The 24,520-nt window shown below is 68.6% G+C and carries 18 protein-coding genes; 6 read left to right on the top strand and 12 right to left on the bottom strand.

Translation table 11 applies throughout. From position 1 onward, the window contains the following. Positions 1-15: 15 nt before the first annotated feature. The 4 genes from ISN38_RS04315 to ISN38_RS04300 all read right to left on the bottom strand — a co-directional run bounded on the left by ISN38_RS04315 (position 16) and on the right by ISN38_RS04300 (position 5,061). A complete protein-coding gene (locus ISN38_RS04315) occupies positions 16-1,524 on the bottom strand; it encodes a J domain-containing protein (protein ID WP_047324696.1) in 1,509 nt (502 codons plus the stop codon). Next, positions 1,521-3,209: a molecular chaperone HscC gene (locus tag ISN38_RS04310; RefSeq protein ID WP_004426468.1), complete on the bottom strand. Its 1,689-nt coding sequence runs from the start codon at positions 3,207-3,209 to the stop codon at positions 1,521-1,523. The genes ISN38_RS04315 and ISN38_RS04310 overlap by 4 nt, the downstream gene beginning before the upstream one ends. A 208-nt stretch (positions 3,210-3,417) precedes the next feature. Further along, on the bottom strand, positions 3,418-3,762 hold the full coding sequence (locus tag ISN38_RS04305) for a hypothetical protein (RefSeq protein WP_003479281.1): 345 nt from the start codon (positions 3,760-3,762) through the stop codon (positions 3,418-3,420). A 123-nt stretch (positions 3,763-3,885) separates the two neighbouring features. Next, the gene (locus ISN38_RS04300; protein ID WP_004426470.1) at positions 3,886-5,061 is read right to left on the bottom strand and encodes a thiolase family protein; all 1,176 of its coding nucleotides are present in this window, start codon (positions 5,059-5,061) and stop codon (positions 3,886-3,888) included. 192 nt (positions 5,062-5,253) lie between these two features. On the opposite strand from ISN38_RS04300, the gene ISN38_RS04295 reads away from it, so the two are divergent. Continuing rightward, the gene (locus tag ISN38_RS04295) at positions 5,254-8,082 is read left to right on the top strand and encodes an autotransporter serine protease (RefSeq protein WP_047324697.1); all 2,829 of its coding nucleotides are present in this window, start codon (positions 5,254-5,256) and stop codon (positions 8,080-8,082) included. A 325-nt stretch (positions 8,083-8,407) separates the two neighbouring features. Here the strand turns inward: ISN38_RS04295 and ISN38_RS04290 are convergent, their stop codons facing one another. From ISN38_RS04290 to ISN38_RS04275, 4 genes are all read right to left on the bottom strand, one after another. Beyond that, positions 8,408-9,508, bottom strand: a complete 1,101-nt coding sequence (locus ISN38_RS04290; protein WP_047324698.1) for a Glu/Leu/Phe/Val family dehydrogenase — start codon at positions 9,506-9,508, stop codon at positions 8,408-8,410. A 249-nt stretch (positions 9,509-9,757) separates the two neighbouring features. After that, complete coding sequence (locus ISN38_RS04285) at positions 9,758-11,332, bottom strand: S53 family peptidase (protein WP_003471348.1); 1,575 nt, start codon at positions 11,330-11,332, stop codon at positions 9,758-9,760. A 185-nt stretch (positions 11,333-11,517) separates the two neighbouring features. Further along, positions 11,518-12,015: a hypothetical protein gene (locus ISN38_RS04280; protein WP_230839050.1), complete on the bottom strand. Its 498-nt coding sequence runs from the start codon at positions 12,013-12,015 to the stop codon at positions 11,518-11,520. Positions 12,016-12,375: 360 nt separating this feature from the next. Beyond that, positions 12,376-12,621, bottom strand: coding sequence for a YXWGXW repeat-containing protein (locus ISN38_RS04275; protein ID WP_241753983.1), 246 nt, complete (start codon positions 12,619-12,621; stop codon positions 12,376-12,378). A 231-nt stretch (positions 12,622-12,852) separates the two neighbouring features. Between ISN38_RS04275 and ISN38_RS04270 the strand changes: the two genes are divergently transcribed. The 3 genes from ISN38_RS04270 to ISN38_RS04260 all read left to right on the top strand — a co-directional run bounded on the left by ISN38_RS04270 (position 12,853) and on the right by ISN38_RS04260 (position 18,375). After that, positions 12,853-16,488 carry a methylmalonyl-CoA mutase family protein gene (locus ISN38_RS04270; RefSeq protein WP_058358389.1) on the top strand — a complete coding sequence of 1,212 codons (3,636 nt, stop codon included), beginning with the start codon at positions 12,853-12,855 and terminating at the stop codon, positions 16,486-16,488. 173 nt (positions 16,489-16,661) lie between these two features. Beyond that, positions 16,662-17,141, top strand: coding sequence for a nuclear transport factor 2 family protein (locus tag ISN38_RS04265; protein ID WP_003471367.1), 480 nt, complete (start codon positions 16,662-16,664; stop codon positions 17,139-17,141). A gap of 151 nt (positions 17,142-17,292) precedes the next feature. Then, positions 17,293-18,375, top strand: coding sequence for an HDOD domain-containing protein (locus tag ISN38_RS04260; protein ID WP_003471370.1), 1,083 nt, complete (start codon positions 17,293-17,295; stop codon positions 18,373-18,375). A gap of 109 nt (positions 18,376-18,484) precedes the next feature. Here ISN38_RS04260 and ISN38_RS04255 read toward each other — a convergent pair whose 3' ends face one another. Further along, entirely contained in the window at positions 18,485-18,973 is a 489-nt protein-coding gene (locus ISN38_RS04255; protein ID WP_003471373.1) for a pyridoxamine 5'-phosphate oxidase family protein, read from the bottom strand. 349 nt (positions 18,974-19,322) lie between these two features. Between ISN38_RS04255 and ISN38_RS04250 the strand changes: the two genes are divergently transcribed. Continuing rightward, positions 19,323-20,294: a lipase family protein gene (locus tag ISN38_RS04250; RefSeq protein ID WP_003471374.1), complete on the top strand. Its 972-nt coding sequence runs from the start codon at positions 19,323-19,325 to the stop codon at positions 20,292-20,294. Between the two features lie 439 nt (positions 20,295-20,733). On the opposite strand, the gene ISN38_RS04245 is transcribed toward ISN38_RS04250, so the two are convergent. Both ISN38_RS04245 and ISN38_RS04240 read right to left on the bottom strand, forming a co-directional pair. Next, positions 20,734-20,886 carry a hypothetical protein gene (locus ISN38_RS04245; RefSeq protein WP_164914505.1) on the bottom strand — a complete coding sequence of 51 codons (153 nt, stop codon included), beginning with the start codon at positions 20,884-20,886 and terminating at the stop codon, positions 20,734-20,736. 136 nt (positions 20,887-21,022) lie between these two features. After that, entirely contained in the window at positions 21,023-22,423 is a 1,401-nt protein-coding gene (locus ISN38_RS04240) for a trypsin-like serine peptidase (protein ID WP_003471375.1), read from the bottom strand. A gap of 201 nt (positions 22,424-22,624) precedes the next feature. On the opposite strand from ISN38_RS04240, the gene ISN38_RS04235 reads away from it, so the two are divergent. Further along, the gene (locus ISN38_RS04235) at positions 22,625-22,807 is read left to right on the top strand and encodes a hypothetical protein (RefSeq protein ID WP_158273733.1); all 183 of its coding nucleotides are present in this window, start codon (positions 22,625-22,627) and stop codon (positions 22,805-22,807) included. Positions 22,808-22,969: 162 nt separating this feature from the next. On the opposite strand, the gene ISN38_RS04230 is transcribed toward ISN38_RS04235, so the two are convergent. Further along, a complete protein-coding gene (locus ISN38_RS04230) occupies positions 22,970-24,370 on the bottom strand; it encodes a trypsin-like serine peptidase (RefSeq protein ID WP_003471376.1) in 1,401 nt (466 codons plus the stop codon). Positions 24,371-24,520: the final 150 nt, after the last annotated feature.

Genomic DNA, 24,520 nt, shown 5'->3' with positions numbered 1-24,520 from the left:
GCCAGCGGCTCGCGTTCAGGAACGCCGCCAGTGCAGCCGGTGGTGGCGCAGCAGGTCCCACGTCCACAGGCCCAGCGCTAGCGCCGCGCTGAGCGCGACCGGGAGCGACTGCGCCATGCTGGGGGCCAGGAAGGCCAGCCAGAGCATGGTGCTGTTCGGACGGTAGGGGCGCCCGCTTCGCCGCCATAGCCGCACCACCGACAACAGCAATGCGATGGTGGCGATAACGCCGCCGGCCAGCTGCGGCCCGGCAATCTCGCTCACGCCCAGGCTGATGCCGGCCAGCAGCGGAACGAACGACCAGCGTAGCCAGTGCGGCGCCGGCGAGCGATTGTCCGACTCCGCTTCGCCCTGCCAGCGCAGCAACGTGCCGGCGAGCAGCCACCCCGCCCACAGCGCGACGATCGCCAGGGCGGCCAGGCCGCTGCGCGTCAGCGCCAAGGACATCGGCACCGGATCAGGCGACCAGGCGCTGGCGGCGCTCGCCAGCAGCACGACGCTGGCCACCAGCAGCGCGGTGGCGGCGCAACGCAGCAGGCCGACCGAGAGCCGCGCCCGGGTCAGGTAGCCGGCCTCGCTGGCGCGCATCCAGAAGTCGATCTGCTGCCGGTCCACCGGCGCGGGCAGGTCGTCGACACGGCCCTGGTCCAGGCGCATGAGCAAGCGGCGCAAGGCGCTCGGCCGTCCCGGCAGCAGACTCGCCCACAGCGCCTGCGGCAGCGCGAACGGACGCGTCAGCTGGCGCATCAGCGCGGGCACCCGATCGCCGTGGTGGCTGGCGGGATAGACCCGGCGGGAGAGGGCTTCGGCGTTTTCCGGCTGCATTTCCCAGGCCAGGTGCAGGCGTTCCTGCAGCATCGGCAAGGCGTGCGCCGCGGGACCGGCAGCGATGTCGTCCAGGCCGAAGCAGTCGAGCAGGATCGCGATATTCTCGCGCTGGATCGGTGGCAGTCGCTGCTGCAATCGATGGCTCAACCGCCAGCCGATCTGCGCCTTGTCGCGCAGCGACCATAGCGCAGGCTGCCGCTGCAACCAGTGCTGCAGCGCCTGCGGTTCGGCATGCGTGGCCAGGACGAGCAGGTCGTCGCACAGCGCATCGGGGTCGAACGTCGGCGGTGTAGCCACGTCGAGCTGCGGTGCTGGCGTCAGCGGGTGCTGCTGCGTCGCGCGTGGGGCGTGACCCGCGGCGTCTGGGTGTGGCCGGTGGCCGTCGAGGACATCGCTGTGCGTGGCGGACGCGGCTGCCGGAGTCGGCTGCGCGTCGCCATCGCCATCGTCGGCGCCAGGATTGCCGGCAATGCTCGCGGTTTCCGCAGCGGCGTGAGCATCGTCGTTATCAACGTCTTCGTTGGCGTCGCGTGCGCGTACCCAGGCCAGCGCCGCCTGGTAGGCCGCGTGCAGTTGCTGGAAACCGTCCGGGTCGGTATCCGGGCGGTGCTGGCGCAGCCGCTTGGCGTAGCTGCGCTTGATCGCGGTTTCGTCGGCATCCGGCGGCAGTTGCAGCCACCGCAACGCCCAGTTCAAGCGTGCCGCTCCAGTGCGTCCAGCGCCTCGCCGAGGCGCTGGCGGTGCTCGTCGATCAGGCGCAGGTCCTGGGTGTCGAGCGCGCCGCGGAAGGCGACGATCCAGGCCTGGATCTGCTCGCGCAGGTCCAGATACTCCTCGTACATGCGTTCGGCGCGCGCCAGCAGGCTCAGGTTGTCTTGCTGTTCGCGCGGATGGATCTTCAGCGCCTGCAATGCGGCGAGCCGTTCACGGATCTGCCCGGCGTCGAGCAGGCCGGGGTTCTGCTCCAGGATCAGTTCGTGCTTGCGGCCGCTGTGATGCTCGGTCACTTCCACCTGAAGCAGGCCGTTGTTGTCGTAGGTGAAGCGGGTGGTGATGCCTTTCTCGGCCTTGGGCAGGTGCCTGGGCAGCGCCATCCGCAGCTCGCCGAGCTTGATGTTCTTGGCCACCAGCGGGCTCTCGCCCTGGTAGACGTCGATCACCAGGTGTTCTTGCGCGTCGTGGATCGGGTAGAACGTATCCTCGCGGCTGATCGGCACGGTGCTGTTGCGCTGGATGATCGGGTGGAACAGGCCGGTGCGCAGCTGGCCTTGCGCGTCGTGCGAGGCGACTTCGGTCCCCAACGTGTACGGGCACACGTCGGTGAGGATCACTTCCTCCAGCGCGGCGTCGCGCGCCTTCATTCCGGCCGCCACCGCCGCGCCCAGCGCCACCGCCTGGTCGGGGTTGATGTGGCGCATCGGCAAGCGGCCGAACATGCGCGTGACCAGCCTGGCGACCAGCGGCATGCGCGTGGCGCCGCCGACCAGCACGATCTCGTCCAGCTGCGCCGGCTGCAGCCGCGCATCGCGCATCGCCCGCTCCAGCGGCGCGCGCATGCGCTGCAGCAGCGGCTCGGCCAGCTGGTTGAAGCGGTCCTCGTGCAGCGTCCAGTGCAGGGTCTTGCCCGCCACGCCGATCTCCACCGTCGCCTCCCTGGCGCTGGACAGCGCGCGCTTGGCCGCTTCCAGGCGCCGCCGCAGCTGGCCGTTTTCCTGCACGCTCAGCGCCTGCGGCGCGAGCGCGTGGTCGGCCAGGAAGGCCTGCAGCAGCAGTTCCAGGAAATCCTCGCCGCCGAGGAAGTTGTCGCCGGCGCTGGCGTGGACCTCGATCACGCCTTCGAACATCTCCAGGATCGACACGTCGAAGGTGCCGCCGCCCAGGTCCAGCACCAGGAAGCGGCCATGGCCCTGGCGTTCCTGCAGTCCATAGGCGAGGGCGGCCGCAGTGGGCTCGTTGATCAGCCGTTCGACGCGGATCCCGGCCAGCTCGCCGGCGGCGCGGGTGGCCTTGCGCTGCGCGTCTGAGAAATACGCCGGCACGCTGATCACCGCTTCGCGCACTGTTTCGCCGAGTGCGGCTTCGGCATCGTCCAGCAACGAACGCAGCACCATTGCCGACAGTTCTTCCGGGCGGAAGCGATGCTCGCCGAGGACGCTCTCGCGGTCGCTGCCCATCCAGCGCTTGAACGCCGCCACGCTGCGCTGCGGGTGGCTGACCAGGCGTTCGCGCGCGGCCTGGCCGACCAGGATGCCGCTGTCGTCGGCGCTGACCACCGACGGGGTCAGCAGTTCGCCGAGCGCATTGGGAAACAGGCGGCTGCCGTGCGCGGAATAGGCGCCGATCAGGGAATGCGTGGTGCCGAGGTCGATACCGACAATCATTGCAGGGCAGGTCCGTTGCGAAAACAAAAGGGGCCAGTGTCAGTGGCGGCAGCGCCGACGGGTACGCCGCAGACAATCATAGCGTCGGCGGAAAACCGAATGCAGCGTGCTGCCGCAGGTGTCGCGCCTGCGTGGGGCCAAGCGCAGGCAAAGAAAAAGCCGCTGGCGAACCAGCGGCTTCTTCAGACGTGCCTGAAGCCAGAAGTGATTACTTCTTCTTGGCTTCTTCGGCAGCGTCCTTGGCCTTACCGGCGGTGTCGTCAGCAGCCTTGGCGGTGTCGGCAGCCTTGTCGGCAGCGGCATCGGTCGGGGCAGCAGCGGCAGCGGCCGAAGCGTCGGCAGCGGTGTTGGCGGCGGTAGCGGCCGTGTCGGCAGCAGCCTGGGCGGAATCGGCGGTGGCGGCACCGGCGGCCGAAGCCTGGTCGGCAGCAGCCTGCGCGTCGGTAGCAGCTTCGTTAGCCGAAGCAGCGGCGTCCTGCGCCTGCTCCTGCTTCGAGCACGCGGCCAGGGCCAGGCCCAGGGCCATTGCGATCAGCAGCTTGTTGATGCTCATGTGTGTCTATCCTCGTCGTTTAGTTAGGCAACGCGCTATTGCGCGCCCTCAACATGATGACAAGCCAAAGTCGGCTGTCAAGCGCACGCGCATTCATTTTTGTGTTTTAAGGGTTAATCCCAATCAAATCAATTCGATGGCGACCGCTGTCGCCTCGCCGCCACCGATGCACAGGGTGGCGATTCCGCGGCGTCCGCCGCGCATGCGCAACGCGTTTAGCAATGTCACCACCAGCCGCGCGCCGGATGCGCCGATCGGATGGCCGAGCGCGCAGGCGCCGCCGTTGACGTTGACCTTGGCCGGGTCCAGCCCCAGTTCCTTGATCGGCACCATCGGCACCACCGCGAACGCTTCGTTGATCTCGAACAGGTCGACCTGGTCCAGGCTCCAGCCGACCTGCTCGAGCAGCTTCCTGATCGCGCCGACCGGGGCCGTGGTGAACCATTCCGGCGCCTGCGAGAAGGTCGCGTGGCCGGCGATCCGCGCCAGCGGCACCACGCCGCGGCGGGCGGCGTCGGCGGCGCTGAGCAGCACCGTGGCGGCGGCGCCGTCTGAGATGCTGGAGGAACTGGCGGCAGTGACCGTGCCGTCCTTCTTGAACGCCGGTTTCAGCGCGGGGATCTTGGCGATGTCGGACTTGCCCGGCTGCTCGTCGCTGGCGAACACCGCCTCGCCCTTGCGGGTGACCACGCGCACCGGCACGATCTCGGCATCGAAGGCGCCATCGCGCTGCGCGGCCTGCGCGCGCGTCACCGATTCGATCGCGTAGGCGTCCTGGTCCTGGCGGCTGAAACCGAACTTCTCCGCGGTGGCCTCGCCGAACACGCCCATGGCCTGGCCGTCGTCGTGGTTGGTCAGGCCGTCCCAGGCCATGTGATCGACCGCCTGGAAGTTGCCGTAGCGGTTGCCGGTGCGCGAATTCGGCAGCAGGTGCGGGGCGTTGCTCATCGATTCCATGCCGCCGGCGACGACGATGCTGGCCGAGCCGGCCTTGATCAGATCGTGGCCGAGCATGATCGCCTTCATGCCCGAGCCGCAGACCTTGTTGATCGTGGTGGCGCCGGTGGCGTCGGGCACGCCGGCCGCGCGCGCGGCCTGGCGCGCCGGGGCCTGGCCGAGGTTGGCCGGCAGCACGCAGCCCATGATCACTTCCGACACGTCGGCGGCGGGGATGCCGGACTGCTCCAGCGCAGCGCGGATGGCCGCGGCGCCGAGTTCCGGCGTGGGCACGCCGTTGAACTGGCCCAGGAAAGCGCCGATGGCGGTGCGCTTGGCCGCGGCGATCACGATCTCGGTCATGGCAAACCCTTGCGAAAGATAAGTCCCGATTATCTGCCTCGGCGCCGCTGCTGCCAATCGCGGCGCGCGGGCGGGAAGGGTGGCGGGGACGGAATTCCGGTGTAGATTCGTGGCGATTCAGGCCGCCCGTTTGCGGCTGCCAACCCAACGTTGCCGGCCGATTTGGCCGGCGTGCTTATCTGGAGAGAGAGGATGCGCAAGTTGATGGCCCGGTCGCTGCTGGCGACCGCACTGGCGATGGCCTTGACCTCGTGCGGCGGTGGCGGCGGCGGTGGCGGGCTGACCCGTAGCGATCCGCCGCCGCCCTCGCCGCCGCCCTCCTCGCCGCCACCGCCACCGACCTCCCCGCCCACGTCGCCGCCGACCTCGCCACCGCCGCCGCAGCCCGCGTTCGACGCGCACCTGGCGCTGACCAATACGCTGGCCGCGCACACCGCCGGCTACGACGGCAGCGGCTATCGCATCGGCGTGGTCGACACCGGCGTGAACCGCAACCACCCGGCGCTGGCCGGCCGTGTGGTGTCCAGCCTGCTCTATGTCGATCCGGCCAAGAACAACGTCAACGTCGACGATGTCGACGGCCACGGCACCACGGTCGCGCAGCTGGCCGCGGGCAAGGCGGTGGGCGCGTGGCCTGGCGGCATCGCGCCCGGCGCGCAGATCGTGTCGGCGCGCATCATCAGCGATACCTCGCCCGACGACGACGGCAGCGGCGAAGGCAACCAGGCCAGCGGCGCGCTGGGCCTGGCCTCAGTGCACCAGGACCTGATCAACGCCGGGGTCAAGGTGATGAACAATTCCTGGGGCGGCATCTACTGGACCGATCCGACCGCGACCAATGCGATCGCCGCCGAATACCGTCCGTTCGTGCTGAGCCATGGCGGGCTGGTGGTCTTCGCCGTCGGCAACGAAGCCAAGGCCGATCCGTCGGACATCGCCGCGCTGCCCAGCCAGCCCGGCCCCGGCGGCAGCCATCCGGCGGCTGACCTGGAACGCGGCTGGCTGGTGGTGGCCGCGGTGGATGCGAGCACCGGCAGCAAGCTGGAGTCGTATTCCAACGCCTGCGGCGTGGCCATGCACTACTGCTTGGTCGCGCCGGGCACGGAAGTGTTCGTCGATCCCAAGGCGACCACCGCCAACCCGGGCTATTACTACGGCAGCGGCACGTCGTACGCGGCGCCGCTGGTCTCCGGCGCCGCGGCGCTGGTGTGGCAGGCGTTTCCCTACTTCAGCAACGATCTGCTGCGGCAGACCCTGCTCGGCACCGCCACCGACCTGGGCACGCCCGGGGTGGATGCCACCTTCGGCTATGGCCTGCTCAATGTCGGCAAGGCGGTGCTGGGGCCGGCCCGGTTCGACTGGGGCGACGTCAGCGTGTCCTTCAGCGGCAGCTCCACCTGGGCCAACGACATCGCCGGTAGCGGCGGCCTGATCAAGCAGGGCAGCGGCACCTTGACCCTGAGCGGCACTCAGAACAGCTACAGCGGCGATACCCAGGTGCAGGCCGGCACGCTCAGCGCGGCCAGCCTGAGCTCCAATGTGGCGATCAGCAACGGCGCCACCTTCATCGGCACTGGGCCGCTGCGCGGCAACGTCAGCAATGCCGGCACCTTCCAGGTCGGCACCGCGGCATTGAGCCTGAGCGGCAACTACGTGCAGGCCGGCAACGGCCGGCTGGCGCTGCTGGTCGGCGACAAGCTCTCGGTGACCGGCACCGCGACGCTGCAGGGCGGCGCGCTGTACGTGCTCGGCAAGCGCGACTACGTGGTCAACAACACCGCCTACAAGGTGCTCGAAACCAGCGGCGGACTGAGCGGCACGTTCGCCTCGGTGACCACGCCGTCGAACGTGTTCCTGACCTCGTCGCTGTCCTACGACAGCAGCAGCGCGTCGATCACCGTGCAGGCGCTCAGCGTCACCGCCGCGGCGGCGAATTTCGGCAGCGTCACTGCTGCCACGCTGGCCTCGGCCACGCGCGTGGATGCGGCGTTCGCGCAACTCGATGCCCAGCTGCGCCAGGATCCGGCGACGGTGGATGCGTCGCTGCTGAAGGCGGCTGGCGCGGTACAGCAATCGCCGAGCGTGGCCGCGGCGGCGGCGACGCTGCGCAGCCTGTCCGGCCAAGCGCATGCGGCGGCCACCGCGATGACCTTCGACAGCATCGATCTGCAGCGGCGTGCGCTGTCCGGCCGCCTCGACAGCCTGGTCGCGCAACCGCGTGCGATCGGCGCGTGGAGCCAGCGCCTGGGCGACACCGGGCAGGGCAGTTTCGCCGGCAGCCAGTTCCAGCTCGACGGCTGGATGATGGGCCAGGACCTGCGCCTGGGCGAGCATGGCGTGGCCGGCTTCGCCTTCGGCGAGAGCCGTGCCGACGGTGGCGGCGACGGCGGTCTGGATCACAGCCGCGATCGCCAGGTACAGGGCCAGGCCTATCTTGGCGCGGTCGGCGGCAATGCCTACGCGCTGGCGCAGCTGGGTACCGGGCAGTACCGGCGCCAGCTCGACCGCGGCCTGCTGCTTGGCGATCGCGTCGCCGATGCGTCCAGCCGCTACGCCGGACGCTTCCTGTCCGGCAGCATGGAGGTCGGCTACCGCTTCGGGCGCGGCAAGGCGTCGTTGACCCCGTACCTCGGCGCCGACTACAGCCGCATCGATAGCGACGGCTTCCGCGAGCAGGGCGGCGACGGCTTCGGATTGATGGCCGCTGCGGCGTCTTCTTCGCGCAGCCAGGCCCTGGCCGGCCTGCGTGCCGGTTACGGCGGCCGCGGCTGGTCGCTGCAGGGCTATGCCGAATGGCAGCAGACCCTGGCCGCGCAAGGGCTGCAGCGCCAGGCCAGCTTCGTCGGCGTGGATGCCTGGGCGCCGCTGGCGGATCTGCAGCCGGCGCGGTCGGGCGGGCTGTTCGGCGCCAGCCTGGACTGGCGCTGGGGCAGCAGTGCGCTGGGCGTCGGCTACGACCGGCGCTTCGGCCTGCGCGGTGACGATCATGCGCTGTCGCTGCGGTATCGGTTGGGGTTCTGATGCGGTGCGCGCGTGCTGCGGCCCGCGCTTTGTTGACAGCGGAGGCTGCGGCCTCGGCGCGCTGAGGCGGCGTTGGGTTTCTCTCTTCGCTTGTCGCGGTGAAGCCGCTCCTACAGGGGTAGTCGGGCTCGGTGATGCCGTTCCTGCTTTTGTAGGAGGGACTTCGGCCCCGATGCGTTTGGATTGCGGCAGGATATGAACTTCGTTCGTCGCGGCTGAAGCCGCTGCTACAGAGGGTATTCGGCCTGCTGATGGCGTGCCGGCTTTTGTGGGAGGGACTTCAGTCCCGACGCGCTGTGCTCGGGAGGTGCTGCTCCTCGCTCGCCTACTCGCCGCGCAGATGCCCCATCGAGCGCGGGGCGGTGCGGCCCAGCGGCAGCTTGAGCTTGCCGATGGCGTGCATGCGCGCTTCGGCGATGCGGTCGGCGGCCTGCTGCGGCGGGATGTTGTCGCGTTCGGACAGGTCGAAGATCTTGCCCAGGTTGTGGTACAGGCTGCGGATCAGGCGCATCGCGCGTTCGCGGTTGTAGCCGTCGATCTCCAGCGACACGTTCATCACCCCGCCGGCGTTGACCGCGTAGTCCGGGGCATAGAGGATGCCGCGGCGGTGCAGTTCTTCGCCCACGGCGGCGTTGGCCAGCTGGTTGTTGGCGGTGCCGCAGATGATCTTCGCCTTCAGCCGCGGCAGGGTGGCTTCGTCGATCGCGCTTTCCAGCGCACACGGCGCCAGCACGTCGGCGGCCACGTCGTAGATCTCGTCCGGCTTGACCGCCTCGGCGCCGTATTCGGCGACCGCGCGATCCACCAGCGCTTGGTCCAGATCGGTGACGTACAGCTTGGCGCCGCGTTCCTTCAGCAGCTTCGCCAGCTCCATGCCGATGTGGCCCAGGCCCTGCACGGCGATGCTGGCCTTGCCGATTTCCTCGTGGCCGAGCTTGCGCTGCAGCGAGGCCATCAGCGCCTGCAGCGCGCCATAGGCGGTGAACGGAGCCGGATCGCCGGAGCCGCCGTGCACCTGGTGCACGCCGGTGACGTATTCGGTCTCCAGGTAGATCTGTTCCATGTCGTTGACGTCGGTGCCGACGTCCTCGGCGGTGATGTAGCGTCCGCCCAGCGAATCCACGTAGCGGCCGAAGGCGCGGAACAGCGCCTCGGACTTGTCGGCCTTGGGGTCGCCGATGATCACCGCCTTGCCGCCGCCGATGTTCAGCCCGGCCAGCGCGTTCTTGTAGGTCATCGTGCGGCTGAGCCGCAGCGCGTCGTGCAGCGCGGCCTCGGTGTTGGCGTAGGGGCGCATGCGCACACCGCCCAGCGCGGGGCCGAGCACGGTGTTGTGGATGGCGATGATCGCCTGCAGGCCCATGTCGCGGTTGTTGCAGAAGACGACGTGTTCGTGGCCGGTGGTGGCTAGCGTTTCGAAAAGCATGGGGGCTCCGCTGGCGTTGCAGGTGTGGGACACCTTAATTCCAGGAACGTCCTAGTTAGGGTGCGCAAAACGAAAAACGCGACGGGTTCCGGAACGGGTCCTGATCGTCGCGATGGGCGCATTTTAAAGCAAATTGCCTGCACGCCGTGCAGCGCTCCGGGCCTGGGCGCCGGCCCTGCCTTACAAGCATCTCGGCACCATCTGCGACGCCGGTCAGGCGCCGCGGACGGTTTTGTCGGCCGTGCCGGCTCAACCGGTGGGGGTGATCGCTGGCTTCGCGCCTGGCCCGGCGCCGAGCGCAGCGGCGATGCGCCCGCCGTCGGGGACGCCCAGGCCGGTGCAGGCATCCCAGCCGGGGCTGGCAACGAAGCCACCGTTGCCGCCGTCGACGATGTCGCGACAGACATCGGCAACCGCGTACAGCCGTGGCGGCAGGAACACGCGGCGGCCGCCGTTCAGGCCATAGACCCGCGCCAGCAGCGCCGCCCACACAGGCGCGGCGGCGCTGGTGCCGCCCATGACCGCCGGGCGCCCATCGATGTGCACGTAGTAGCCGGTTTCGGCGTCGGCATTGGCGGCCACGTCCGGCACCCCGCGCATGCTCAACGGCTGCGCCGTCTGCTGTGTGCCGTGCAACGTCAGGGCCTGCTGCCAGCGCGGCCGCGCGAACACCCGGCTCTGGCCGCCGCCGGTGCCTGACCAGGCCTGCTCGTGTTGCGCCTGCACGTCGACCTGCAAGCGAGTGCCGCCACAGGCCAGCACGAACGGGCTGGACGCCGGGAAGCACACGTTCAGGCCGGGCTGGCCGTCGCTGGCGCCGTCGTCGCCAGAGGCGATACAGACGGTGATGCCCATCAGCGCGGCAGCCTGTAGCGCACGGTTGTAGGCTGCGCGCGACTGCGCCGTCCACAGCGTCTCGGTGAAGCCCCAACTGATTGCGATGACGTCGGGCGCATGCGCGCGATCGTGGATGGCGCTGACGATGGCTTCGAGGAAACCGTTGTCGGTGTTGGGTGCGAAGTACACCACTAGTTTTGCGCCCGGAGCGATGGCGCCGGCGATCTGCACGTCCATCTGCACCTCGATGTCGGCCTTGCGCCCCTGTCCGCCTGGCTGGTTGCGCGCACCGGCCAGCAGCACATCGACGATCTGCGGCATCGGCAGCCCGAGTTCGGTGAAATAGGCGGCCAGCTGCGCCCGCTCGTAGCCGCCGCCCAGCGCGATGATGCCGATGCACTGACCGGCGCCGTCGTGCTCGGGAAAACCATACAGTTCGGCCAGCTGCGGCGGCGTGTAGCGGGCGATGGGCGCAGCGGCGCCTGCGGGTGCCGGTGCGTCCTGCGCCTGCGGCAGGGTGTGAGCCTGCGGGCGATCGTCCAGGCCGAGCACCGCGCTCACCACGCCGTGCAGAGCGGTGGGGATCGACACCGCGCCGGTACGCCCACGGTAGCGCAAGTCGTCCTTGCGGTAGTCGCGCAGGTCCACCTGGAACGCGCGGTCGAACTGCTGCACGCTGCCTTCCAGGATCGCCACGCCGGCATGCGCCAACGTCTGCTCCATGCTCAGGCCATGCTGCGTGGCGAATGCCTCGACCGCGCGCAGGTCATCGGCAGCGGCGGCGAAGCGCGTGGCGAAGGCATCGCGCGACAGCGGCGCGGGCAGCTCGTCGCCAGCGGTATCGAGCAAGCGCGCTGCGGCCGCGTCCAGTTCGGGCTGGCGCAGCGCCAGCAACACACGCAGGCGATGCGCGGCCGGAAACTTGCCTGTATCGGTGCAGCCGGGCAGGGGGCTGCGCTCACTGCCGCGAAGAATCTGATAGTCCATGTGGGGTTCTCGCTGTGGGAAGTCGCCGCGAGTATAGGCAGTGCCGTTCTCGGCGGCTGCGCACGCCTCGCGTGGGGTTTGCTTGGCTTCATGTCGCGACGCGCTCGCAGTTCACATGCGCATGCTGCTGGCGTCGCGCGACAGTTTCGCGATGGCAGGTGGCGGTCGCGGTTGACGGGTAGCGGTCAACGAGCGGGCCGATCGTCGGCGAAGAGCGCTGCGGCTGCTTTCGCTCCGAGCACGCGTTCGCGCAGCGCACGCGAATTCTGCGCCCGCTGTCGCGTATCGGCGCCATGTGGCGGGCCAGCGGCCTCGGCCTGCAGGTAAGCGGCGTAGCGGTCGAACCAGGCAAGGATATGTTGCGCCTGCGCGGCGGGCAGGGCGGCGAGGTCGTGCTGCAGGCGTCCGCGCTGCGCCATTGGCGGCGGCGTATCCTGCGCCACCAGGTAGCGGTCCAGGTAGCGCCGCAACGCCGGGTCCGGCACCACCTGGCCTTGCCGGTCGAAGTGGAGTTCGCCTGCAGTCTTGGCAGCGCCGGGTGCTGCGGTTTTGCCGATGACGGGGTATGCACGCCTGCCTGCTCCGATCGCGCTCGCAGTGTCGCCGATGGCCTCGCCGAGTCCGCGGCGCGAGGCCGCGTCAGTAGGCCGTTCGCGCCAGGCGGCCACGCTGGCGATCGCCACCGCCGCCACGGTGATCGCGATCGCATAGGTTCCCGGCGGCGCGCGCCACGGCATCGCTAGCGGCCCATGCGCCGCGGGCGTGGGCTCCGCGCGAGCGGCGCTGCCCCGGCGCCGGCGCGAACGGCATGCGCCTGCAGCAAGGCCGGGAAGGACGCATGCGATCGCGAATGCCTGGACATGCGTGTTCTCGAGAACCGGCAGGGCGCGGCGATACGCACTCTATCGCAAAGCTGGGTTGGGCGGTCACGTCGCCGCGCAGCATGTCGGCGGCGGTCGCCACCAGGCCACGCGCTAGCGATGCCGCCAATAGCCGTCATGGAAGCGATAGCCGGGTCCACGATGTTCCCAGCGCGGGTCGACCTAGACATAGCCCGGGCGTTCGACCACGTAGCGGCCGCCGACCCAGGCATGGCGGTGGCCGTTCCAATGCCAGTAGCCCGGCGTCCAGACGTAGCCCGGTCGCACCACCACGCGTTCGAAGCGCGGCGGCGATGCGCTCTGCACCGACAGTTCCAGCACCGGGCGCGCCTGCGCGGGCGCGGCCAGCAGGCCGCCGGCGAGCGCGCTGCCGAGCAGCGAAGCCAGCAGCAAAGGACGAATGGACATGCGATTCTCCAGGGACATCGGCGGTGTGCCGACGCCAAACGCGAACGCGGCAGGCGGCGCCGCTGTTGACGCGCCGCGCCGTCGCATTCATCTAGCGCATAGCTGGCGTCCGTGGCGCGGCGTTGCCGCCTGGTTGCCGACGGTGCGATCGCCGCCGCATGTTGCAGCGCAACCTGCCCGTGCTGCGCGGGCCACCTAGAATCGCGGCATTCTCTTGCCGATGGCGTCCCGATGAGCATTCCCGCGTCCCGCGTGCCGCTGCCGCAAGCCGACACCAGCCCGCTGCGCTTCGTCACCGCGGCCAGCCTGTTCGACGGCCACGACGCGGCGATCAACATCATGCGCCGGCTGATCCAGGCGCAGGGCGCGGAGGTGATCCATCTCGGCCACAACCGCAGCGTCGAGGACGTGGTGCGCGCGGCGCTGCAGGAGGACGCCGATGCGATCGCGCTGTCGTCCTACCAGGGCGGCCACGTCGAGTACTTCAAGTACATGGTGGACATGCTGCGCGAACGCGGCGCCGGCCATGTGCGGGTGTTCGGCGGTGGCGGCGGCACCATCACCCCGGAGGAGATCGCTGAGCTGCAGGCCTACGGTGTGGAGCGCATCTACCACCCCAACGACGGCATGAAGATGGGCCTGGTGGAGATGATCGAGGATGTGCTGGCGCGCGCTTCGCGCGGGCGGGACTCGGGACTCGGGACTCGGGACCCGGAACAAGCCGGCGCGCTGTTGCCGCACATCGACGACGAGATCGGCATCGGCAGGGTGTTATCGGCGCTCGAGGATGGCGCGTTCTCCGAAACGGATCTGGTGCTGCTACGCAAGCAGTGGCAGTGCGGCCTGCCAGGCACCGCCGAGTCCCGAGTCCCGGGTCCCGGGTCCCGCACGCGGCGCACAGCGCCGGTGCTCGGCCTGACCGGCACCGGCGGCGCCGGCAAGTCGTCGGTCACCGACGAATTGCTCAACCGCTTCCTGGCCGGCTTCCCGCAGATGCGCATCGCGGTGGTATCGGTGGACCCGAGCCGGCGCCGCACCGGCGGCGCGCTGCTCGGCGACCGCATCCGCATGAACGCCTTGCGCAGCCCGCGCGTGTACATGCGCTCGATGGCCACGCGGCGCCAGCATGCGGCCACCAACCGCGTGCTCAAGGACTGCATCGCGTTGCTGAAAGGCATCGGCTACGACCTGGTGATCGTGGAGACCGCCGGCATCGGCCAGAGCGATTCGGAGATCGTGGATCTGGTGGATTTCCCGGTGTATGTGATGACCAGCGATTACGGCGCGCCGAGCCAGCTGGAAAAGATCGACATGCTCGACTTCGCCGAGCTGGTGGTGCTGAACAAGTACGACCGGCGCGGCGCCGAGGACGCGCTGCGCGACGTGCGCAAGCAGTGGCGGCGCAATCGCGCCGCGTTCCAGCTGGAGGACGACGCGGTGCCGGTGTATCCGACCATCGCCAGCCAGTTCAACGACCCCGGCATCAGCTGGATGTTCGTCAATCTGTGCCGGCTGTTGCGCGTGAAGCTGGGCCTCGCGGCGTCCGACCCCAGGGCCGAAACGACCGACGCCGCCCGCCGCGCCGCACCGTCGCCGCATTGCGATTTCCTGCCGCAGCTGGACACCACGCTGAAGGAACCGCGCGCCACGGTGCTGATTCCCGGCGCGCGCGTGCGCTACTTGGCCGAGATCGCCGAACAGGGCCGCGCGCTCAACGCCGGCATCGAGCGCCAGGCCGAGGCCGCCGACCGCGCGCAATCGTTCTGGCAGTCGCTGCACGCACTGCAGGACCCGCAGTTGCCCACGCAGCTGGAGCTTTACCCGGTCGAGGATCTGCAGCCGTCCGCCCGCGCCGCTGCGGTCGATGCGAGCCTGCTGCGGTTGCGCCAGCGCTACAACGACGCGCTGCAGACGCTGTCCAGCGAATCGCTGAAGCTGCTGCGCGCGTGGCCGCAACGGCTGAAGTCGATCACCGACGAGGTCACCGAGTACGCAGTGCGCGGTAAGACGATCCGCGTTGAGAACTACCGCCAGTCGCTGAGCCACCAGCCGATCCCGAAGATCGCCGCGCCGCGCTACAAGAGCTGGGGCGAACTGCTGCGCTTCCTCGGCAAGGAGAACCTGCCCGGCAGCTATCCCTATACCGGCGGCGTGTATCCGTACCGCCGCGCCGGCGAGGACCCGATCCGCATGTTCGCCGGCGAAGGCACGCCGGAGCGTACCAACCGCCGCTTCCACTACCTGAGCGTGGGCCAGCCGGCCGCGCGCCTGTCCACCGCCTTCGACAGCGTCACCCTGTACGGCGAGGACCCGGCGCCGCGCCCGGACATCTACGGCAAGATCGGCAATTCCGGGGTCAACATTCCCACCCTGGACGACATGAAGAAGCTGTACTCCGGCTTCGACATGTGCGCGCCGACCACCAGCGTGTCGATGACCATCAACGGCCCGGCGCCGATGATCCTGGCGATGTTCATGAACACCGCCATCGACCAGCAGGTGGAGAAGTACCTCAAGGCCGATGCGCAGCGCTGGGCGCAGGCCGAGCAAGCCCTGGAGACCTTGTTCGAAGGCCGGCAGCGGCCGCGCTATCACGGCGAACTGCCGCCCACCAACGACGGCCTGGGCCTGGCCTTGCTCGGGGTCAGCGGCGACCAGCTGGTGGACGCGCCCACCTATGCGCAGATCAAGGCGCAGAGCCTGTGCAGCGTGCGCGGCACGGTGCAGGCCGACATCCTCAAGGAGGACCAGGCGCAGAACACCTGCATCTTCAGCACCGAGTTCGCGCTGCGCATGATGGGCGACATCCAGCAGTATTTCGTCGAACACAAGGTGCGCAATTTCTATTCGGTGTCGATCTCCGGCTATCACATCGCCGAGGCCGGGGCGAACCCGATCAGCCAGCTCGCCTTCACCCTGAGCAACGGTTTCACCATCGTCGAGTACTACCTGGCGCGCGGCATGCGCATCGACGATTTCGCGCCCAACCTGAGCTTCTTCTTCAGCAACGGCATGGACCCGGAGTACACCGCGATCGGCCGCGTGGCGCGGCGCATCTGGGCGCGCGCGATGCGCGAGCGCTACGGCGGCAACGAACGCAGCCAGATGATGAAATACCACATCCAGACCTCGGGCCGCTCGCTGCATGCGCAGGAGATCCAGTTCAACGACATCCGCACCACGCTGCAGGCGCTGTACGCGTTGTTCGACAACTGCAACAGCCTGCACACCAACGCCTACGACGAAGCGATCACCACCCCGACCGAAGAAAGTGTGCGCCGCGCGGTGGCGATCCAGATGATCATCAACAAGGAGCTGGGGCTGAACTTCTGCGAGAACCCGTGGCAGGGCAGCTTCATCGTCGAGCAGCTCACCGACCTGGTGGAGGAGGTGGTGTACAAGGAATTCGAGGCGATCAGCGAGCGCGGCGGCGTGCTCGGCGCGATGGACAGCATGTATCAGCGCGGCAAGATCCAGGAAGAAAGCCTGTACTACGAACACAAGAAGCACGATGGCAGCCTGCCGCTGGTCGGGGTCAATACCTTCCTGCCCAAGCAGCACGTTGGCGAGACCGCGCCCCAGATCGAACTGATCCGCTCCACTGAGGAAGAGAAGGGCCAGCAGATCGCCAACGTGGACGATTGGCAGCAGCGCCGCAACGGCATTGTGCCATCGCCGCCGGAACAGGCCGAAGCGTCGGGCCTGCCGGCTCCTGGTGATGCGGTGGGCCTTGGCTATCTGCAGCGTGCCGCGCGCGAGCGCCGCAACGTTTTCGACGCGCTGATGCAGGCGGTGAAGACCCATAGCCTGGGGCAGATCAGCCACGCCCTGTACGCGGTGGGCGGCGAATACCGGCGCAATATGTAGGCCGCCGACGATTGCAGGCGCCGGCGGTGGTGCGGTTGCTGGCCGTGTTGCATCCCATGGCCTGTCTGCCATTCGCCGCTGTCTCGCTCACGGCTTCGCCTGCGTCTGGGCGCCATTGCGGCCGCTGCCTGGGGTGGCCGATAGTGAGGCATCGACGAACGGGGAGACGGCATATGCAGGCATGGGGATGGGTGTTGTTGATGGCCTGCGCGGCGACGGCGCGCGCCGCGGAGCCGAGCGAGGACGGAACTGCCGGACCGCTGTTCGACACGGTCGCGGCGCTGGATCAGCGCCTGTTCGGCTCCTACAACACCTGCGAGCTGGCAACGTTCGAGCAACTGTTCGTGCCCGAGGTTGAGTTCTATCACGACCAGGGCGGTGTCACCTGGGACCGCAAGAGTGTCGTGGACAACACGCGCAAGTGGATCTGCGGCAAGGTGCGCCGCGAATTGGTGGACGGCACGCTGCGGGTCTACCCGGTCAAGGACTTCGGCGCGATAGAGGAAGGCGAGCACCGCTTCTGCGAGCTGGCCACCGGCCGTTGCGAGGGTATCGCCAAATTCGTGATGGTGTGGCGCCAGGACCAGGACGGCTGGAAGCTGACGCGGGTGCTCAGCTACGGCCATCGCGCGGCCACTTCGCCGGTGCCTTGAGCGTGCGCGGCGGCGTGGCGCAGTCGCCGGGCGTTCGCATGCAGGCAGGCGCCGGCGTTCAAGCAAGAAATGGCGCGCCATGTTTGAATGTCTTGGCGCGCCTGGACAGGGATGCGCCTCCGGCCGGGTGGGGGACCTGGCGACTTCGCGGATGAAGATGATCGTGCCGTCGATGTGGATTGCAGGCGTTGCCGTCGCGCTGCTGCTGGGCATCGGTGGCTGGATGTGGCGGCGTGGACGCCAGCGCGGAACGGCGGTACCGACCGTCGTCGTGCAACCGGCCGCAGTGTCTGCGCACAGTGCCGCCGCCGAAGATGCCGGCGCGGATGCAGCGATTACGGTGGAGTCCGGGCATGGCGTGGCCGCAGCTGCCGCCGAACTCTCTGCCGAACAGGAAGCTTCCCTGCTACTGCGTCTGTACGCGCTGGCGTTCGCCGACGCGCCTGCGCCCGAACCGGGCGCGGCACCAGGCGCCGCGCAGACCGAGGTCGCCGCCGCGGCGGTGGCGGTGCTGGCGCGTATCGACGCGCATCCGCGCTATACGCCGCGCCGCCCGCAGCTGTTGCCGCAGCTCACCCGCGTGATCAACGATCCCGATGCCGGCGCGCAGGCCATCGCCGCGATTCTCGGCCAGGATCCGGCACTGGCCGGCAACCTGCTGCGCATCGCCAACAGCAGCGCCTACCGCCGCCAGGCCGAACCGGTCGAGAACCTGGAGCGGGCGGTGGCCTTGCTCGGCACCAAGGGCCTGCGCCAGATCGTGCTGGCGGCGCTGCTGCAACCGGTCATCGCCGACGACGGCAGCGCGTTCGGCCGCTGCGCCGCTCTGCTGTGGGAGCACACCTTGCTGTCGGCCAAGGCCACGGCGCGCCAAGCCGAGGATGCAAAGCGCGAGGATCCCGCGGCGGCGCAGCTGCTGGCGCTGTTGTATGGATTGGGCGCGGTCGCGGTGGTGCAGGTGCTGCGCGATGCGTATGCCAGGCATGCCGCAGTACCTTCGGATCCGGACCTGGTCGCGGGCATGCTCGCAATGTGGTCGGCGCCGTGCGCGAAGGCCATCTCGGCGGACTGGGGGCTTTCCTCGCGGATGCAGCGGGCGCTTGAGGAGCAGGGCGCTGCGGCGGCGCTGCAGCCTGGCGATGCACTGGCGCGCGCGCTGCGCCGCCAGCGCGCGCTGGCCGCTGCCGACATGTTGGCGCTGTACGAGTGCCAGCGCGAAGCCGAGGCGCGATGAAACAGGACGGCAAGCGATGCAGGCGCGCAACGGCGTACGCCAACCAGACAACCAGCAGGGCAAAGCGTGGCAGCGCCAACCGCGTTGCGCAGCAATGTCAAGCTGCAGCTCAGCGCAGCGGCACGTCCGCGACCTTGTCTTGATAGTCCCGCTTGGGGTCGATGCCGAACAACACCTTGATCCCGGCCACCAGGCTGGAGCCGTTGAGCCAGATCTGTGCGTGGTCCGGATCCAGGCGCAGCAGCGCCAGTTTGGGATCGTCTTTGCCTTGCTCGTACCAGGCGTCGATGAAGCCGTTCCATAGGCGTTCGATCACCGCCTGGTCGTTGTCCACGCTGAGCGTGCCGCTGATGCTGGCGAACAGGTCGTGGTCCTTGGCGCTGAACGCGGCGATCACCCGCTGGCTCTGGGACAGTTTCTGCACCAGGGCATTGTCCTTGGAGGTGAAGAACCAGATCGGGCCGCCACGCTCGCCTTCGAATTGCGCGGTCATCGGCCGCGCGTGGCCGTCTTCGACGCCGTTCAGGCCGAGCATGACCGTGCGGTCGGACTTGAGCGCCTTCCAGAATTTCTCTTCCAGTTCCTGCGGGCTGGCCATGCGGATCTCCGATAGGGCGTGATGTCCGTCGCTACTGTGCCGCGCCGTGCGCGCGCGCGCCGTGACGGACACGTTGACGAAGCGTGTAGGGCACGGCGGATGGCGCCGCCCGATGGCGGCGGCGAGCATGCGCGCCGTTGTTCGCGGCGGTAGACAAGCGTTGCCGCGTGGCGGCGATGGGGATGGGATCGGGATCGGGATCGAACACATTTCACGCCCGCCAATGGTAACTACATGTCTGGCGCGCGCGGTGTGCGCACGCCTTCCATCTCAACGCTGGTACCGTTTGCCGCGAATGCCCGCATCGCGGTCGCCGCTGCCGCCTGCTTCCGGCAAAGGATGCTCGACGATGCGTGCGATTCCGCAAACCCAAGCCCCGCTGTATCCGTCATTGACGCTGGCGATGGCCCAGGCCAGCATCGCCGCGTATGCGGCCTTCGAGGGCAAGCCGGTGCTGGCGCCGTGCAACTATCGGCTGGTCGCCCGCTGGTCCGGCTGGGACGGCGATCCGTTCGGCGGCAGCGAAGAACTGTTCGGCCTGCTGTTCCAGTCCACCGAGGATGCCGCTACCTGCCTGTTCGCGTTCCGTGGCACCGATTCGGATCTGGACGTGTACGAGGACCTGGACTTCAGCACCGCCGATTTCGTCCCCAGCGCCGGCACGGTCACGCCGACGCCGCGGGTGTCGGCGAGTTTCTACCGCATCTACGACGGCAAGAGCGGCAGCATGCGCGCTTCGATGCGCGAGCAGGTGTTCGCGCTGCTGGCGCACTTCGCGCCCAGTCAGGTGTACGTCACCGGCCACAGCCTGGGCGGCGCGCTAAGCCAGTTGTTCTCGCTGGATCTTGCGCTCAGCCAGCCGGCCGTGCGTGCCTGCAACATCAATTTCTGCAGCCCGATGGTCGGCCAGGCGAGCTGGGGCCAGGCCTATGCGCAGTCCATCGCTGCGGCGGACAGCACGCGCTGCTTCAACTACTGGGACTATGTTCCGTCACTGCCGCCATCGACATTCGACTACGTGCCGGTGGGGCAGGAGTTGCGTACCGCCCACGACGTGCGCGGCGCCCTGTTCGTGCATCCGCTGTCGCGACACGCCATCGCCAACATGCAGACGGTGCTGCAACACGCACTGCCGCTTACGCCGCAGCTCTGGTCCGGCACTTTCCCGGATTGCGCGGATCCGCGGCGGCTGATGCTCAGCCAGGTGCCGCCGATGCAAGCGCAGCCGGCATGGGCCGATGTCGAGCTGGGCGCGCGCGGCTCAGAACGGCTGCCGGGGTTGGCGCCGTGCCAGCCGGTACCGGCGAGCGCGGCCGGATGAGCGCGGCCGCGGCGCGTCCCCCTGCCGTGGCGAGACTGTTGCCTGCGGCACAGCAAGGCGCCGGACCGGTGCCACACACTGCGCTGTCAGTCCCGGCGTGTTCCAGGAGTAAGCCGATGGCATCGTTCGATCTGTCCTCCATTCCGCCGGCCACCTGCGTCGCCTGAGTGGCGCAGGCAAGCCGACAGTACCCGCCGCGTTGCACATGCGGCGCCTCAGCGCTGACTGGCAGCGACGACGATACGATCGACGATCCGCGCAGATCGCGCGCTGCGGCGCTACGGCGAGTGGGTGACAGGGTGCATCGACACTGCCTCGCGCAGCCGCCAGAGGCATGCGCTGTCGCGCATCGACAGGCCGGCATGGGTCGGCCTTCGGCTTGTAAAACCGTACGCCTTGGTGGCGGGAGCCGGCGCGTGACCGGTTCCGCCGGCGCTGCTCAGTTGCCGCTGTCGGGCGTCTTCGCTTCGGCGTCCGCTGCGGCCTTGGCCGCCTCGCGGGCTTCGCGCTTGCGCGCGTCCTTCTCGTCCTGCTGTTTCTTCTTGGCGATTTCGCGCTGACGTTTTTCGAAGGAATAATTGGGCTTTGCCAAGTGGATGCCTGCCGTGTGTGAGATGGGGCCCACAGTGTAACCCCTGTGTGCCGGGGTGGTGGCGGGCGCTATGGACAGGACACGCGCATCGCGTGGCCTGTCCAGGTCCAGGAATACGGCCCTCACGGGCCTTGGCTTACGGGCTCAGGTAGGGCTGGATGGTGGAGTACACGTCGGAGAAGCGCGAGTAGTAGTCCGGGGCACTGGGTGCGCCGCAGGACGAGTCGCCGCCGAGCAGGCCGCCGCGCAGCTGGTAGGCGCCGCTGCTGTTGACGGTGAACAGGCCCGAGCCGGACGAGCCGCCTTCGGTGACGCCGCTGTTCCAGACCACCTTGTACAGCGGCGACCTGCCACCGTACGAGGACGACAATGTGCTGACGCTACCCAGCGAGTACTTCTTCACGTCGCCGGCGGGGTGGTGGATGCCTTCGATCGCGGTGCCGGTGGAGCCGATCGCCGAACTGTTCCAGCCGGCGTAGAACGCGCCGCTGGGCGGGGCGGTCTTCAGCTCCAGCAGCGCGGTGTCGCGGGAGGTGTTGGCATAGCGCAGGGCGGCGCCGCCGCTGAGCGTGGTGGCGGACGCGCTGACCGTGGAGCCGTTGCAGGTGGCGGCGTCGTAGAACCAGTAGGTCTGCACGGTGTCGGCCACGGCCTGTGTGCTGATGCAGTGCGCGGCGGTCCAGAACAGGTACTTCTTCGGTGAGTTGCTGTTGTTGAGCAGCGTGCCGGTGCACACGTAGGTGGAGCCGCCTTTGCTGAACAGCATCCGCGCGACCGATTTGGCAGCCGAGGTGAAGCCGCTGCTGGGGTTGGCGCGGCAGACGATGTCGTGCTCGCACGAACCGCTCTCGCCGATCATCGGCCGCATCATGGCCTCGCTGGCGACGGGATTGATGTCCATGTGCGAGAGCTGCGGGATCTTCAGCGCGAAGCCCTGCGGGTATTGGCCGGCCGGCAGTTCGATCTCCACCACCAGGCGCGCGCCGGACACCGCCGCGGACCAGCCCGGTTCGCGGCCAGCGAAGTCGGCGCCGCTCTGTTCGAACACGCGGCCGTCGTTGCCGGCGAAGCGCAGCGTGGCCTTGCCCGGGTCGCCCGGCTGGGCGCCGCTGCCGCTGAGCTGCAATGCCGCGCGCAGCGCTGCCGCGCCGGTGGAGACGATCTCGAAGCTGGTGACCTGGGCGCCATCGGGCAGGCTGTGCCAACTGAGCCGACGCAGGTCGATCGCCGGCTCGGCGATGGTGCGCGAGAAGCCGATCTGCAGCGGCTGGCCGTGTTTGACCTGCTGCCCACGCAACTGCCTCATCGTCGCGGCCTGGGCACTATCGGGTGCGCCCAGTTCGATCAGCCGCGGCGCATGCGCGCTGCCGCTGGCGAGGCTTCGCAGTTCGGCACCGCCGAGTGCGGCGGCATTGGGGCTGGCTTCGACGGGAACGGAGTCCATCTGCGCCGCGGGGGGATTGGCGGCCATGGCGATGGGGGAAAGGCCGGAGATGCCGGCGAGCAAGGCCAGAGACAACGCGTTTTTGCAATTCATGGATATTCCTTCTGCTAGAAGAAGACTGGACCATCCGGCAGGGGACCGGATGCCGTTGCACCCACTTCCACGGTGCATGCCGAGGCTACGATCGCCGGCACGGCGATTGCGTGCTCGACGTCACGCGTCATGCCCCGATTTTGTAGACGACTGTCGCTGGCTTGCCGCGTTCACGGGTATGGCCCAATGCGGCGTACCCGCATGGCCGTCGGCGTGCGCAAGTGGCGCGATGCAAAAGATCGTCGCCGCGACGGGCACGCGCAGCGCTGGCGGCTGCGCAAAAAAAGCCTCTCCCGCAGGCGCGGGAGAGGCGGTGGCGTCCTGCCTGTCTGTTGCGTGCTGCCGCGCGATCAGCGACTGCGCGAGGTGGCCGGAACGAACTGATGTTTTTCGAAGGGGTAGTTGGGCTTTGCCAAGTGGATCCCTGCCGTGTGTGAAATGGGGGTTCCTGTGTAACCGCTGCGCAACGTGGCAGCGGCAGGGCCTTGTGGACAGGTCGCGCGCGGCGCGGCCTGGTCCGGGGAACATGGCGCTGCGGCCTTCGGCTTACGGGTTCAGGTAGGGCCGGATGGCCGCATACACGTCGGAGAAACGCGAGTAGTAGTCCAGGCCGTTGGGATTGCTGCACGACGAGACGCCGTCGTACAAGCCGCCGCGCAATTGGTAGGCGCCTTTGCTGTTGACGGTGAACAGGCCCGAGCCGGACGAGCCGTCTTCCGTGACCCCGGTAGTCCATACCACCTCGTACAGCGGCGATTTGCCGCCGTATGCTGCCGACACCGCAGTGAGGTTGCCCAGCGAGTACTTCTTCACGTCGCTTTTGGGATGGTGGATGCCGATGACCGGGGTGCCTGTGGCGGTCATCGCCAAACTGCTCCAGCCGGCGTAGAACGCGCCGCTGGGCGGGGAGTTCTTCAGTTCCAGCAGGGTGGTGTCGCGGGCGCTGTCGGTATAGCGCAGATAGGCGCCGCCGCTGAGCGTGGCGTAGTTGGGGTTGAGCGTCGAGCCGTGGCAGGTGGTGGCATCGTAGAACCAGTAGGTCTGAAGGTTGTTGGCCACGGCCTGGCTATCCAGGCAATGCTCGGCAGTCAAGAACAGGTATCGCTTCGGCGCGTTGCTGTTGTTGATCAGGGTGCCGGTGCACATGAAGGTATCGCCTTTGTAGCTGTACACCATCCGCGCCACCGACTTGGCGGCATCGAGGAAGCCGGCAGTGGGATGTGCGCGGCAGACGATGTCGTGCTCGCACGCACCGCTCTCGCCGATCATCGCTCGCATCGTGTCCTCGCTGGCGACGGGATCGACGTCGATATGCGAGAGCTGCGGGATCTTCAGCGTGAAGCCTTGCGGAGACTGGCCGGCCGGCAGTTCGATCTCCACCAGCAGGCGCGCGCCGGACACCGCCGCGGACCAGCCCGGTTCGCTGCCGGCGAAGTCGGCGCCACTTTGTTCGAACACGCGGCCGTCGCCGCCGGCGAAGCGCAGCGTGGCCTTGCTCGGGTCGCCCGGCTGGGCGCCGCTGCCGCTGAGCTGCAATGCAGCGCGCATGGCCGCGGCGCCGGTGGAGACGATCTCGAAGCTGGTGACCTGGGCGCCATCGGGCAGGCTGTGCCAGCTGAGCCGGCGCAGGTCGATCGCCGGTTTGGCGATGTCGCGCGGGAAGCCGATCTGCAGCGGCTGACCATGCTTGACCTGCTGCCCGCGCAACTGCTTCATCGTCGCGGCCTGGGCGCTGTCGGGAGCGGCCAGTTCGATCAGCCGCGGCGCCTGCGCGCTGACGCTGGCGAGGCTGCGCAGTGCGGCGCCGCCGAGCGCGGCCGCGCTGGGGCGGGCTTCGACGGGAGCGGAGTCCATCTCGGCCGCGGGGGGATTGGCGGCCATGGCAACGGGTGAAAGGCCGACGATGCCGGCGACCAGGGCCAGAGACAGCGCGTTCTTGCGACTCATCGATTTTCCTTCTACTAGACGACGACTGAACCATCCGGCAGGGGACCGGATGCTGTTGCACCCACTTCCACGGTGCAAGCCGAGGCTACGATCGCCGGTACGGCGATTGCGTGCGTGGTGTCACGCTGAAGCACTCGATTTTGTAGACAG

Origin of the sequence: Xanthomonas translucens pv. undulosa (genome assembly GCF_017301775.1) — a bacterium.
Lineage (GTDB): Bacteria > Pseudomonadota > Gammaproteobacteria > Xanthomonadales > Xanthomonadaceae > Xanthomonas_A > Xanthomonas_A translucens.
The sequence above is the reverse complement of the archived record's forward strand: the minus strand, read 5'-3'. Positions and strand labels throughout refer to the sequence as shown.